The 13,768-nt window shown below is 60.3% G+C and carries 14 protein-coding genes; 9 read left to right on the forward strand and 5 right to left on the reverse strand.

Features of this window, described 5'->3' with window-relative positions:
* Position 1 precedes the first annotated feature (1 nt).
* The 6 genes from rnc to ACYVIT_RS06095 all read left to right on the forward strand — a co-directional run bounded on the left by rnc (position 2) and on the right by ACYVIT_RS06095 (position 4,696).
* Entirely contained in the window at positions 2-763 is a 762-nt protein-coding gene (gene rnc, locus ACYVIT_RS06070; protein ID WP_415808644.1) for a ribonuclease III, read from the forward strand.
* Positions 760-1,650, forward strand: coding sequence for a GTPase Era (gene era, locus ACYVIT_RS06075; protein ID WP_094820239.1), 891 nt, complete (start codon positions 760-762; stop codon positions 1,648-1,650). Before rnc ends, era begins: the two co-directional genes overlap by 4 nt.
* Positions 1,643-2,230: a DNA repair protein RecO gene (gene recO / locus ACYVIT_RS06080; protein WP_094820240.1), complete on the forward strand. Its 588-nt coding sequence runs from the start codon at positions 1,643-1,645 to the stop codon at positions 2,228-2,230. Before era ends, recO begins: the two co-directional genes overlap by 8 nt.
* Before the next feature lie 131 nt (positions 2,231-2,361).
* A complete protein-coding gene (locus ACYVIT_RS06085) occupies positions 2,362-2,970 on the forward strand; it encodes a flavodoxin family protein (RefSeq protein WP_415808643.1) in 609 nt (202 codons plus the stop codon).
* 105 nt (positions 2,971-3,075) lie between these two features.
* Entirely contained in the window at positions 3,076-3,312 is a 237-nt protein-coding gene (locus ACYVIT_RS06090) for a hypothetical protein (RefSeq protein ID WP_415808642.1), read from the forward strand.
* A 151-nt stretch (positions 3,313-3,463) separates the two neighbouring features.
* Complete coding sequence (locus ACYVIT_RS06095) at positions 3,464-4,696, forward strand: VWA domain-containing protein (RefSeq protein ID WP_415808641.1); 1,233 nt, start codon at positions 3,464-3,466, stop codon at positions 4,694-4,696.
* A 76-nt stretch (positions 4,697-4,772) separates the two neighbouring features.
* On the opposite strand, the gene ACYVIT_RS06100 is transcribed toward ACYVIT_RS06095, so the two are convergent.
* The 4 genes from ACYVIT_RS06100 to ACYVIT_RS06115 form a co-directional block, all read right to left on the reverse strand.
* A complete protein-coding gene (locus tag ACYVIT_RS06100; RefSeq protein ID WP_415808640.1) occupies positions 4,773-5,483 on the reverse strand; it encodes a Bax inhibitor-1/YccA family protein in 711 nt (236 codons plus the stop codon).
* A gap of 238 nt (positions 5,484-5,721) precedes the next feature.
* Positions 5,722-6,291: a hypothetical protein gene (locus ACYVIT_RS06105; protein ID WP_415808639.1), complete on the reverse strand. Its 570-nt coding sequence runs from the start codon at positions 6,289-6,291 to the stop codon at positions 5,722-5,724.
* A gap of 20 nt (positions 6,292-6,311) precedes the next feature.
* Positions 6,312-6,755, reverse strand: coding sequence for a DNA polymerase III subunit chi (locus ACYVIT_RS06110; RefSeq protein WP_415808638.1), 444 nt, complete (start codon positions 6,753-6,755; stop codon positions 6,312-6,314).
* A gap of 128 nt (positions 6,756-6,883) precedes the next feature.
* Positions 6,884-8,380 (reverse strand): leucyl aminopeptidase, encoded by a 1,497-nt coding sequence (locus tag ACYVIT_RS06115; RefSeq protein ID WP_415808637.1) that lies wholly within the window; start codon positions 8,378-8,380, stop codon positions 6,884-6,886.
* A 54-nt stretch (positions 8,381-8,434) separates the two neighbouring features.
* Between ACYVIT_RS06115 and lptF the strand changes: the two genes are divergently transcribed.
* The gene (lptF, locus tag ACYVIT_RS06120) at positions 8,435-9,532 is read left to right on the forward strand and encodes an LPS export ABC transporter permease LptF (RefSeq protein ID WP_415808636.1); all 1,098 of its coding nucleotides are present in this window, start codon (positions 8,435-8,437) and stop codon (positions 9,530-9,532) included.
* A gap of 12 nt (positions 9,533-9,544) precedes the next feature.
* Here the strand turns inward: lptF and ACYVIT_RS06125 are convergent, their stop codons facing one another.
* Entirely contained in the window at positions 9,545-10,465 is a 921-nt protein-coding gene (locus tag ACYVIT_RS06125) for a LysR family transcriptional regulator (protein ID WP_415808635.1), read from the reverse strand.
* A 143-nt stretch (positions 10,466-10,608) separates the two neighbouring features.
* Between ACYVIT_RS06125 and ACYVIT_RS06130 the strand changes: the two genes are divergently transcribed.
* Positions 10,609-11,826: an ABC transporter substrate-binding protein gene (locus ACYVIT_RS06130; RefSeq protein ID WP_415808634.1), complete on the forward strand. Its 1,218-nt coding sequence runs from the start codon at positions 10,609-10,611 to the stop codon at positions 11,824-11,826.
* Positions 11,827-11,965: 139 nt separating this feature from the next.
* On the forward strand, positions 11,966-13,459 hold the full coding sequence (locus tag ACYVIT_RS06135; RefSeq protein ID WP_415808633.1) for a CoA-acylating methylmalonate-semialdehyde dehydrogenase: 1,494 nt from the start codon (positions 11,966-11,968) through the stop codon (positions 13,457-13,459).
* The last annotated feature ends 309 nt before the right edge of the window (positions 13,460-13,768 follow it).

A 13,768-nucleotide genomic window follows, 5' to 3' on the forward strand; every position in this document is an offset into this window, starting at 1 on the left:
CATGTCTCTCGCCACGCTGGAAACCCGCCTCGATCATCGCTTCAGCGATGCGAGCCTGCTTGAGCAGGCGCTGACGCATCGCAGCCATAGCGCACGTCACAACGAGCGCCTGGAGTTTCTCGGGGATTCGGTGTTGAACTTTGTCGTGGCAGCGTTGCTGTTCGAGCGGTTCCCCAAGCTGGACGAGGGCGATTTGTCCCGCTTGCGCGCCAATTTGGTCAAACAAGCGTCGTTGGCCGAAATCGGCCAGCGTCTCGAGCTTTCCCAGCATCTGCGCCTGGGCGAGGGCGAGCTCAAAAGCGGCGGCTTTCGCCGTCCGTCCATTCTGGCTGACGCGGTCGAGGCCATTTTTGGCGCGGCCTTTCTGGACGGTGGTTTTGAGGTGGCTCGCAAGGTCATTGCGCGGCAATATCAGCCGGTGTTGGCCAGCGTAGACCCCAAAACCCTGGGCAAAGACGCCAAAACCTTGCTGCAAGAGTTCCTGCAGGGCCGGAAACTGGCCCTGCCGCTTTATACGGTTGTCGCGACGCACGGTGCGGCGCACAGCCAGCAATTCGAGGTCGAGTGTTCCATCCCGGCCCTGGAAATCAAAATCGTAGCCCCCGGCGCCAGCCGCCGTGCCGCCGAGCAATCCGCCGCCAAGCTGGCCCTGGAGGCCGCCCAGGTCGCGAGTCCGCCAGGACGTCCGGCCCGTAAATCGGGCAAAGCCCGTAAAACAGCGCAATTGTCACTGCCCGTGGCAGTGTCTCAAGAGGTCAAATGAGCGATACCCCTTTCCGAACCGGTTTCGTGGCCGTGGTGGGCCGTCCCAACGTGGGCAAGTCCACCCTGACCAATGCCTTGATCGGCTCGAAAATCTCCATCGTCTCGCGCAAGGCGCAGACGACGCGTCACCGTATTCACGGCGTGCTCACGCGAGAGCATGAGCAATTCGTTTTTGTCGATACTCCCGGCTTTCAGACGCGCCATGGCGGAGCGATGAACCGCATGATGAATCGCGTCGTGACGCAGGCACTGGCCGACGTGGACGTCGTGGTGCATGTCGTCGAGGCCGGCAAATGGACCGACGGCGACGCCAAGCTGCTGCCACTGTTGCCCGATGCCAAGCGCACCATTCTGGTCGTGAGCAAGATCGATGCGATCAAACGGCGCGATGACCTGTTCGCCTTTGTCTCCAAGATCGTGGCCCTGCATCCCTATGATGCGGTGGTGCCGGTCAGCGCGCTCAAGTCTCAGCAACTCGATCAATTGCTGCAGGAAATTGCGACGCGCTTGCCTGAGGGCGAGCCCATGTTCGAGGAAGACACGCTCACCGATCGGCCCGTGCGGTTCATCGCGGCCGAATTGCTCCGCGAAAAGATCTTTCGTCTGGTCGGCGACGAGTTACCCTACGCGTGCACCGTCGTCATCGAGCAATGGGAAGAAAACGATCAGGCGCTACGTGTGGCGGCCTGCGTGGTGGTCGAACGCGAGAGCCATCGGCCTATCTTGCTGGGCGCCGGCGGTGAACACATGAAGCGCATCGCGACCGAGGCGCGCCAAGACATCGCCAAGCTGGTGGACAAGCCCGTGCATCTGGAGGTCTATATCAAGGTGCGCAAGGGCTGGTCTGACCGCGAAAGTGCGTTGCGCGATTTAGGCTATGAGTAAAAGGGCGCATCGCGTCCAGGATTGTCCTGCCTTTATGCTTCACGCCACGCCGTGGCGCGAAACCTCTCTTATCGTCCAGAGTTTCTCCCGCGATCACGGCTGTGTAGCCCTGGTCGCCAAGGGGGCAAAGCGGCCGTATTCGGTGCTACGGCCGGTGTTGTCCGCGTTTCAACCCCTGTTGTTGTCGTGGAGCGGAGCGGGCGAAGTCAAAACCCTGACTCGTGCCGAGGTCGTCGGCTTGCGGCCGTTGAAAGGCACGGCACTCATGTCCGCCTGGTACATGAACGAGCTGCTGTTGCGCTTGCTGCCGCGTGAGGATGCGCATCCTGCCTTGTTCGACGCCTACGACACGGCATTGCAGCAATTGGCGGGCGGGACGCGGGCAGCCGGTGCGTTGCGGCGCTTTGAATGGACGTTGCTTAGTGAAACCGGCTATGGCATTGATGAGGCCGCCCCGGATTTCGATGATCCGGCGATTGAGCCTGCATTACGGCGAGATCTCCGTGAACGGTTGGCCGCCAATTTAGTAGGCCGTCCATTGTCTACGCGCCGCGTATTACTGGATTTGCAGCGGTTGTAATCATCGCGCTTGTCAGCGATTCGTAAAACGGGGTGGGCAGATCGAGCCGATACGCACAGCCCGGGGGCCTTGCATCCTGCGGCAGGCATGGGACTTGCGCAATTCCAGCGTCTGCCTACGGAGGACGCGTCATGGCTCTTTCAGCGATTGCCATTAATTGCACACTCAAAAAATCTCCTGCCGCCTCATCGTGTGACAAGCTGCTCAGCCAAGTCGCAGAGGCGCTTCGCAAGCAAGGTGTTCAATGTGATGATGTAGTACGTGCGGTCGACTTGGCCATTTCACCCGGCGTGACGTCGGATGAAGGTGCTGGCGACCAATGGCCGGATCTGCGGCGCCGCATTCTCGCGGCCGACATCCTGATATTGGGAACACCGATTTGGCTGGGCCATCCTTCCAGCATATGCCAGCGTATTCTCGAGCGTATGGACGCGTTTCTAGGCGAGTTGGATGACGCCGGCCGTATGGTGACTTACGGCCGGGTAGCCGGGGTCGTGGTAGTCGGTAATGAGGATGGCGCACACCATGTCAGTGCTGAATTGTTTCAGGCCCTGAATGATGTGGGTTTCACATTGCCGGCCAGCGCAGTGACCTATTGGGTCGGAGAAGCCATGCAAAAAACGAATTTTGACGACCTGCCTGTCACGCCACAAAAGACAGCTCAGACGACAGTGGAGCTGGCGCTTAATTGCGCACACCTGGCGAACGTCTTGCGTGCCTCGCCTTATCCGCCCCGCTAAGGAGCGGCCAGGCTTGAAACTTGCGGGTCCCCGGGGGCGTCGGGACGTGGTGTAGGTGGCCAGTCCGGGCGAGTCATTCAAGACGACTTGATCGAGGAGGCCGACATGGCGAAGTGTGATTCGTGTGGAAATGAATATGACAAATCTTTTGAAATAGCTATCCAGGGAAAGTCATATACGTTCGATAGCTTTGAATGCGCCATTAAAACGCTGGCCCCCACCTGCGAACATTGTGGCGTTCGAATCATTGGGCACGGGCTTGAAAAAGAGGGAAAAATGTATTGTTGCGCGCACTGTGCCGAGGCAATGGGTGCGCCCGAGTTTAAAGATCGTGCAGGTTAAAAGACGCTCGTAGCGCTTACAGCAGTTATAGGCCGTAGCGCTTGTAACGGCTTTGCCAAGGTTTTTCGACGCTATGGTGCTGGCGCCGGTGGTATCGTTGGCCCCGGAATCTGGGGGCGATGAGCATCGCCTCCTTTGATGGAGGCGAATCTTGGACGGCGCAGCATTGACGTATAAAACCCGCTTGGCGACACGCCGATGGCTAGGGTTGGCCGTGGGTTGCGCGTGGCTGTTGCCTATCACCGTCATGAGCGCCGATGTCCCGACACTGGCGGCGAAAAGGGACTTCTGGACGGCAGAGGATCTATATACGGACTTTCTCTCCGAGTTTGGCGAGTCTGCCGATGCCTGCTATTCGGACTATCGACTCCATGCGGGGCCGCCCCTGCCGGACGCGCCTCAGACATTGGGGCAACGTTGGAGCACGGCCGTCATCGCCATTGATGCCTCGGGTTCGATGCGAGGCCGCGCGGGGGGCAAACGCAAACTGGACGCTGTTAAAACCGCTACACGGGCGTTTCTGCAAACCGTCCCCAGCGATGCCGAAGTGGGTTTATTAGCGTTTGGCCATCGCGGTAGCAATGATGAACGAGACAAGGCGATGTCATGCACTGCAGTTGAGGTGCTTTCTGATCCGGCTCGCATGAGTCAGCCGAAACTCGAGAAGGCATTAGATGGCTTGCAAGCCAAAGGCTGGACGCCGTTAGCTGCCGCGATTACCCAGGCAGGGGCTGCATTCAAATCAGAGACGGATAAGAAAAAAGAGCACAGGGCCGTCTTTGTCGTGTCAGATGGACTGGAAACCTGTGATGGAGATCCAGTCGCCGCTGCGCAGGCGCTGCGTAACTCCAACGTGAAAGCGGTGGTGAACGTCATCGGCTTTGACGTTCCCAAAAAGGATCGCCACACCCTCGAGCAGATCGCTCACGCGGGCGGGGGCGTATTTGTTCACGCCGCGAATCAGCGAGAACTGGAAAAACACCTGCGTGTCAGATATACCAACCCGGAAAAAAAGACTGCCTACGAAACAGCGGCCCTGCAGGTGAAGGACGAAAATACACAGCAAGCGCTACACGCCTCAAATCACGCCAACACCTGTGTCTCCAATATCATCAGTCGCGAGTCGGCCCAATTTCTGGACATGACACACCGCATGATTGAGGACGGGCAAACCGACGCTCAGTCCGCCCGCGACGCGTATAACGAATTGAAGATACATCATGATGACCTGCACGCCGACATGCGGGCGTTTCGTGACCAGGCCAAGGCAGAACTCGCGGAAATGAATGCGCGTATCGATGCAGATAGAGCTCGCGTCAACGCGGCCTATGGCGATCATTCGCACTGGTCTGGGATCACGCCGCCGCCGGTTCCTCGCCATTGATTGATCGACCATAGCAAGGCTCTCAATGAAAAAGGCCCGCACAAGGCGGGCCTCAGGATGCCGAGCTGCGGACGGTTTATTCGCGATTACCGCCAAAGATGCCCAACAGCATCAACAGGTTCGAGAAGACGTTGTAGACGTCCAGATAGATGGCCAAGGTCGCCGACACATAGTTGGTCTCGCCACCATTGACCACACGCTGCAGGTCCACCAGCATGAAGGCCGAGAAAATCACGATGGCCAGGACCGAGATGGTCAGCATCAGCGCCGGCATCTGCAGGAAGATGTTGGCCAGTGCGGCGACCAGGATGACCACTGCGCCGGTAAACAGCCATTTCTGCATGCCGGACAGGTCACGCTTGATGGTGGTGGCCAGCGTTGCCATCGTACCGAACACCACGGCCGTACCACCAAAGGCGGTCATGACCAGCTGAGCGCCATTACCCATGCCCAGTACAAAGCCCAGCAGGCGCGACAGCATCACACCCATAAAGAACGTAAAGGCCAGCAGCAGGACCACGCCCAGCGAGCTGTTCTTGTTCTTTTCGATGGCGAACATCAGGCCAAACGCGCCGACCAGAAAGATGATGGCCGACAGGCCCGGGCTGGCCATCATGACCTGGTTGATGCCGCTATACAGGCCGACTGCCGCGCCCAGCACGGTGGGGATCAGCGACAGCGCCAGCAGCCAATAGGTGTTGCGCAGGACTTTATTGCGGACGACTTCGCCCGGCGCGCCAGCATAGGCGCCAGAGCGGTTGAAAGGGGAAGGACGGTAATCGTTCATGGACGGCTCCTGTGTACGGCAAACGGGTTGCCCAACGTATTAGAGGTATAGGATACCTTACAGTTCCCTGAAAAATCTACTGGCGGGCAGGATTTGCCGGTATCCGGTTTGCCTTGAACCCAATATGGGGGCCATATGGCACGAAACAAGGGGTAAGTATCCGGTGCACTTCGGCCTGACTTGGACGCTCTTGGTCGAGGCCAGGATACTGCTCGTCTTCTCACAAGACCTTTTCGCCTCAACCCGGCCGGACTTTGCTGAGCGCACGCGTGATCAACGTGGGCAATTCCGCTTCCAGACGGGCGCGCACGCCGGCCGCGGCGTCGTCCAGCGCCTGTTGCAGGGCTTGTTCGAGTTCGGCCTGCAGGGCCGCCCTGAGGACCGCCGTGTTGGCATCTGTGCCGCCTGCCGTGGTGCTGAAAGCTGCCTGCGGCAGGCCGGCGCCACCCGCAGCGCCCGCGACGGCCTCCGATGAGGAATACCCTGCGTCCTGGTCGCTGGCGATGTCGGTCAACACGGGGAACTCGTCTCGATCCTGCTGTTCGGACGCGAGCGATCCGGATGCGGCAGGCGAGGGGGTCGAGTCGGCGATGTCGGTCAAGACCGGCAGCTCGTTCTCATCCTGCCGTTCCGCCGGCGTTGTACGGGACGGGGCCGAGACCGGTGCCGAGTCCGTGACATCGGTCAAGACCGGCAAATCATCGTGGTGATCTTGCTCGGCACGGCTTTTGTCCGGCTGCGCAGGAGCGAAGGTCGGCTCGACGCGCTGCGTCAACGTAGGGATGCCAGGGTCTGAATAGTGGGGCATAAGGGCTCCTGAATCAGCCCTTATGCTAAACGACCGGCGAGATCGTGGCCGTGCAGATCGTGTCCGCCAGCCTGATAAGTCCGCCAGCGCTGGCGTGCTGCATGGCGGTCGTCGGGCTCTCCTGACACAATCTCCAGAACCCGCGGAAATGCTTCGTAACCGGGCGGGCAATCATCATCGAGATTCATCAGCCACGGCCCCTCGGCATCCTCCGAGAGGGGCGCGGCTGGCGGAGCTGCCGTGAGAACCACCGGTGTGCTGGCTGCCAAGGGGTCGCTCGCCAGCACGTGTGGCACAAAAGAAATATCGTCAAACGCCCAAAGCAAACGATCGAACGCGGACAGGCGAGACCCGTTGGCGCAGTACACCACGAGCCGCTGGCCTGCCAGATAACGCTTGCGCGCTACCTGGCAGGCGGCACGCAGTCTGTCGTTGGCCCCAAATGCAAAATCGATGCGCGTCATGAATGAACGCAGTTCTGAGGTCTGCGCCAGGGCAGGGCAAGGCCCTGCTGCCCCTCCATGAGGAGGAAGCCGTCCCGAAAATGGCCGGCTTTTCCTGGCGCGGTAACGTTAATAAGCATGCAACGAACTCAGGCCTGATCCAGCAAGTATTGCATCAGCAGGGGCACGGGGCGGCCGGTGGCTCCCTTGTCCTTGCCGCTGCGCCATGCAGTGCCGGCGATGTCCAGGTGCGCCCAGCGATAGGCCTTGGTAAAGCGTGACAGGAAGCACGCCGCCGTGACCGAACCCGCCGGTGGGCCGCCAATGTTGGCCATATCGGCGAAGTTCGATTTCAACTGGTCTTGGTAGGCGTCATCCATCGGCATGCGCCATGCCGTATCGAGCGACTGTTTGCCCGCCGACAACAACGCATCGGCCAGGCTGTCGTCAGGCGAGAACAGCCCCGTGTTGACGTGGCCCAGGGCGACGACGCAGGCACCGGTCAAGGTGGCGATATCGATGACAGCCGAGGGTTTGAAGCGTTCGGCATAGGTCAAGGCATCGCATAGCACCAGACGGCCTTCGGCATCGGTGTTCAGGATTTCGATGGTCTGGCCGGACATGCTGGTCACGACGTCGCCAGGCTTGTTGGCTTTGCCGCTGGGCAGGTTTTCGCAGGCGGGAATCAGGCCGACGACTTCGACCGGCAGCTCCAGTTCGGCCAGGGCGCGGAACGTTCCGAGCACGCTGGCTGCGCCGCACATGTCGTATTTCATTTCGTCCATGGTGGCCGCCGGCTTGAGCGAGATGCCGCCCGCGTCGAACGTGATGCCCTTGCCGACCAGCACGACCGGGCCGGATTTGGATTTCTTGGCGTTCTTGATCTGGTGGCGCAGTACGATGAAGCGCAGCGGTTCCTCTGATCCACGGGCAACCGACAGGAACGATCCCATGCCCAGTGCCTCGACTTGTTTGCGATCCAGGACTTCGGCCTTGAGCGATTGGAACTCGCGCGCCAGCTTCTTGGCGGTGTCGCCCAGGTACGTTGGTGTGCAGACGTTACCAGGCAGATTGCCCAGCGTGCGGGTCAATTCCATCCCGTGGGCAATGGCGGCGCCTTCGCGCAGGCCTTGCTGGGCTGTTGCGGCGTCGGCGCGCTCGACGACCTGGACGATTTTTTTCAATTTTGGACGGTTGTCCCGATCAGGCGAGCCGAACGTGGTGTCATAGTGATACGTTGCTGCGCCGGCCGCAATGGCCGCGGCACGCGCGCGGGCGCGCAGATCGACGTCGGCGACCGGGTTGGCGGCCAGGGTGGAGACCCCCTCGGTCAAGCGGGCAGCGACGCAGGCCGCGGCAAAGCCTTGCTCTGCAGATGCATGTGCGCGGGCGTTGTATTCGCTTTGTTTGCCCAGGCCGACCAGGACGACGCGTTGCGCGCTGACACCGGGCAAGGCCCGCAGAACCAGCGTAGCGCCTGCACGGCCACGGAACTCGGTTTTTACGACATTACGCACGGCGTGATTGCTCGCGCGGTCGATGACATCGGCGGCGGGACTGAGTTCGCCGTCAGCATAGACGCCTATCGCCAGTGCGGCTGTCTTGATTTGGTGCAAAGAGGCGGTGGTCTGTGTGCTAAATTCCATGGAGGATTCCCGTGTGCGTGGTGCAGTGCGGTTGATTATCCCGCATATTCTCACATGTCTCTATTCAAACGGTCTGTCGTTGCTGAGATCACCAGCCATGCTGGGGTCGTATTTTCCACGTTGGTCGTGGTGTGGCTTAGCGTCCTCTTGGTACGCCTGTTGGGCGAAGCCGCGGGCGGAACTATTGGCGCGGATGTCGTCCTGGGGCTGGCCGCGTTTTCCACCATTACTGCGCTGCCTACCGTATTGGCGGTATCCCTGTTCATCGCCGTGTTGACGACGGTGACCCGCAATTATCGCGAATCCGAAATGGTGGTCTGGTTCGCCAGCGGGTTGTCACTGGCGGATTGGCTGCGTCCGGTCTTGCGCGTAGCAATACCAGTGTCGATTCTTGTCGCGGTCCTGACGCTAGGTGCCTCTCCTTGGGCGTATCGCCAGATTGCGGAATATCGCGAGCGCTTCGAACAGCGTTCGGACCTGTCGAAAGTCGCGGCCGGCCAGTTCGCTGAATCCAACGGCGGAGAACGCGTCTTTTTTGCTGAAGAGCCCTCCCACGCCAGTGATGAACTGGGCGCCGTATTCGCCCGCGAAACCGGCCCTGAATGGCACAGCGTCATGACCGCAAGCAGCGCACGTATCGAGACTGAGCCGAATGGCGATCGTTTCCTGGTCCTGGGTAAAGGCCATCGTTATGACTTGAAACCGGGGACCCCCGAAATTCGCCTGGTGGACTTTGAGGGATATGGCTTTCGCCTGGAGAGCAAGTCCGGCGATCCCATCGCCGAGGCGCGGGCTGCCGCGGAGCGTTCGAGCAAGGCGCGCCCGACGTTGCAGTTGGTGGCTGATGACACGGATAGCTCCTGGTCACAGATCATGTGGCGGATTTCCCTGCCCATCGCGGCCCTCAATCTGGCGCTGTTGGCGATCCCGTTGGGCGCAGTGAATCCGCGCCTGGGCCGCTCGGGCGATCTGCTGATCGCGGGTCTCGTCGGCTTGCTCTACATGAATATGATCAACCTGTCGCGAGCCTGGATCAGCAGCGGCAAATTGCCGTTCGGTGTCGGGGTTTGGGTGATTCACGCCGCCGTCGCCGGACTGGCGATCTACCTGCTGATGCGGCGTTTACGGGTCAAGGCGCCAAAAGGCGCGTGAGGCTGCCAATCCTCAGGGCAGGTAACGCATGGCGCCTTGTTTGCCCGCCAACAGCTTGGCATTGCGCATTACGGATTTGCGCATGAAATCCCACAAAATCGCCATCCGTTTGAGTTTGTGCAGATCTTCATGGCAGTACATCCAAAAGCTGCGCGTGATGGTGATGTCATTTTCCAGCACGGGCACCAGCCGTGGATCCTGGGCGGCGATAAAGCAGGGCAAAATGGCCAGCGATCGGCCTTGCAGTGCGGCGTGATATTGGGCAATCACGCTAGTGCTGCGCAAGACGACCCGGCTCTCGGGCAGCAGGTCTTCCAGATAGCGTAGCCGCTCGCTGAACAGCAATTCATCCACATAGCCGATGAACGTATGCTCGGTCAGATCCGTGCGGCGTGTGATCGGCGCATGATTGGCCAGATATCCAGGCGTCCCATATAGCCGCAACGTGTAGTCGCACAGTTTGGTGCACACATAGGGTCCGCGTTGCGGCCGTTCGATGGTGATGGCCAGATCCGCCTCGCGTTTCGACAGGCTGACAAATCGCGGCACCGGCAGGATATCCAGCGTGATATGGGGATAGCGCCGCTGAAAGTCGGCCGCCAGTGGCGTCAATACATAACTGCCGAAGCCTTCGGTTGCCCCGATGCGTAGATGGCCCGACAGAGCTTGTCCGATTCCCGACAAATTTTCTCGCGCCGTATGCACTGCGCTTTCCATTTGCTCGGCGTAGACAAATAGCCGATGGCCATCTTCTGTCAGCAGGAACCCCGTGTTGCGCGATTTCTCGAACAGCAGCGAATCGAGCTCAGCCTCCAGCGCGCGTATGCGCCGCGACACCGTCGTGTGCTCCACGCCCAATTTACGTGCGGCGGCGCTGACGCGCTGCGTGCGGGCGACCTCCAGAAAATAGCGCAGGCTGTCCCAATCCAGCATGGTGGCTTCCTTGTGTATCTATGCACAACGAATGTGCAATTTGTGCTGTTGCTGGATGATTTTTACACATCTACACTAGACCAGCAGGTCCGAACGGTGCATCGGCCTGCAAACAAGATAAATAATCACCGGAGACAATCATCATGACACTGCATGCGCGCGGCCTGGCCGCAAGTTTGTGCCTGGGCGCCATCTTGACCGCCCCAGCCTGGGCAGCGGACAAGCCGCCCGTCAAAATCGGGGTGCTGACAGATATGTCGGGTACCTATGCCGCAATGGGCGGCGCCGGCTCGGTGGCCGCTGCACAGATGGCGATCGACGACTGCCTGGCCGCCGAATGCAAGGGCATGAAGATCGAACTGGTGTCGGCCGACAATCAAAACAAGGCCGATGTCGGCGCCGCTCGCGCCCGTGAATGGTTCGACCGCGAAGGCGTCACCGCGATCGCCGACCTGACCAATTCCGCCGTAGCCCTGGCCGTACAGGGTATTGCCCGCGAAAAAGACAAAGTCGTGATGTTCTCCGGGCCTGCGACGACGGCGCTGACCAACAAAGAATGTTCGCCGGTCGGTTTTCACTGGATGTTCGACACCTATTCGCAATCGGCTGGCGGCGCCAAAGCCACGGTAAGGGCGGGCGGCAAGTCCTGGTACTTCATTACCGTGGACTATGCGTTCGGCCATTCGCTCGAGGCAGATACCGCCAAGGCCGTGAAAGCCCTGGGCGGTACTGTCGCAGGCTCGGTCCGTCATCCCTTGAATGCCCCCGATTTCGCATCCTATCTATTGCAGGCGCAGAGCTCCAAAGCACAAGTCGTGGCGTTGGCCAATGGTGGTCAGGACACCGTCAATGCCGTCAAACAGGCTCGTGAATTCGGCATCGTCGCGGGTGGTCAACGGCTGGTGTCGTTGTTGATCTTCTTGTCGGACTTGCGTGCCTTGGGCTTGGATAACGCGCAGGGCCTGTCCTATGTCGACGGCTTTTATTGGGACTACGACGACGCGACGCGCGAATGGTCAGCTCGATTCGAAAAAGCGTTTCGCGGGTTAAAGCCGACGATGACGCAGGCAGGCGTGTATTCCAGCGTCTTGCATTACCTGCGCGCGGTCGCCGCTACGGGCAGCACCGAAGGGCGCGCAGTGGCCGACAAGATGCGCGCGCTGCCGATCAAGGATCCGATCATGCGCAACGCCAGCATCCGGCCCGACGGTCGCGTGATTCACGACATGTATTTGTATGAGGTCAAAAAACCGGACGAATCCAAAGGCGGTTGGGATTATTCCAAGCTGATCGCCACGATCCCGGCCGACGAAGCCTTTCAGCCGTTGGCGGACTCCAGCTGCCCGCTGCTCAAGAAATAGATTTTATTTTTATCCCAGGCCCGCCACGCAGGAAAAGTGCCAATTCAGGCGCAGCATGCCAACGTAGCGGCGGGCGCGGGGCCTTTCAAATCACGGGCTGCGCAACAGCGCAGCGGTTTTTTCGGAATAAGGAGTCATCATGAGTGAAGTTCCCAACGTCCCGCTACTGATCGGCGGCAAGCTCGTGCAGTCCAAGACGACAGAATGGCGCGACGTCATCGATCCCGCCACGCAGAAAGTTGTCGCCCGAGTCCCCTTTGCGACTCGGGAAGAATTGGATCTGGCGGTAGCCAATGCCAAAGAGGCTTTTCAGACCTGGCGTAACAGCGGGCAGGGCGCGCGTATGCGCGTCATGCTGAAGCTGCAGCAACTGCTGCGCGAAAACACAGGCAAACTCGCCGAAATGATCACGCGCGAACACGGCAAGACTCTGCCTGACGCGGAGGGCGAAGTGGGCCGCGGCCTGGAGGTCGTAGAGCATGCATGCTCGATCGCCAACCTGCAACTGGGCGAATACGCCGAGAATGCGGCGGGCGGCATCGACGTCTATACCTTGATTCAACCGCTGGGCGTGTGCGCGGGCATCACCGCGTTCAACTTCCCCGTGATGTTGCCGTGCTTCATGTTCCCCATTGCGGTGGCCTGCGGCAATACCTTTGTGCTCAAGCCCTCGGAACAAGACCCAACGTCATCGCTGTTCCTCGCCCAATTGGCCCTGGAGGCAGGCTTGCCGCCGGGCGTACTGAACGTCGTGCACGGCGGCCCCGAAATTGCCAACGGCCTGTGCGAGCATCCCGACATCAAGGCCGTATCGTTCATCGGCTCGACCCGCGTGGGCTCCGAGATCTATCAACGTGCCTCCAATGCCGGCAAGCGTTGCCAGGCCATGATGGGCGCCAAAAATCACTGCGTGATTTTGCCGGACGCCGATCCCGAAGTCGCGCTCAATCAACTGATCGGCGCCGCATTCGGCGCAGCCGGTCAGCGCTGCATGGCTGCATCGGTCGCCGTGCTGGTGGGCGAGGCCCGCAATTGGCTGCCTGATTTCGTCGAGCGCGCCAAGCGCCTGAAAGTCAACGCCGGCACCGACCGCGAAGCAGATCTGGGCCCGCTGGTATCGCCCAATGCCAAAAAACGCGTCGAGAGCCTGATCCAAAAAGGCGTCGACGAAGGCGCCAAACTGTTGCTCGATGGCCGTAACCTGAAAGTCTCCGGTTTTGAAGAAGGCAACTTTGTCGGCCCGACCGTGTTCGACGGCGTGACCGAAAACATGACCATCTATACCGAGGAAATCTTTGGCCCCGTGCTGTGCGTGGTCGGCGTCGAAACCCTCGAGGATGCCGTCGCGTTCATCAACCGCAACCCCAACGGCAACGGTGTCGCGCTATTCACCCAAGACGGCGGCGCGGCCCGTTACTTCCAAAACAATATCGACGTAGGCCAAGTCGGGATCAACATTCCCATTCCCGTACCCGTAGCATGGTTCAGCTTCACAGGCTCTCGCGGCTCAAAACTAGGCGACCTAGGTCCGAACGGAAAGCAGGCAGTACAGTTCTGGACCCAAACCAAAACAGTCACAGCCCGCTGGTCCGCGCACGGAAGAACAGTAAACACCACCATCTCAATGCGCTGATCCCCCCGTTGGGCCACCGGTTGGGCTCCATCCCGGTGGAGCCCAACCAGCCCCCAGAACCTCCGCGAGCCCTCTAACGCAAGTTTGTCGCAGTCGGGCAGGAGGGGCGGGCGGGCCTGTTGGAAGCTGCCGAGTCCGTGAAGGATTGGCGGGGGCAGTCCGGGGGCCATGTCTGAGCGAAGCGAGTTTGGCCCCCGGCCCGCCAATCCTTCACGGACGTAGGCCGAGTCCCCGTTCAGGGGACGAGTCAGCGGACCAGGCCCGTCCGCCCCTCCTGCCCGACTGTGGCAAACGTCTCAAGAACTCCGT

Source organism: Bordetella muralis, assembly GCF_054781015.1.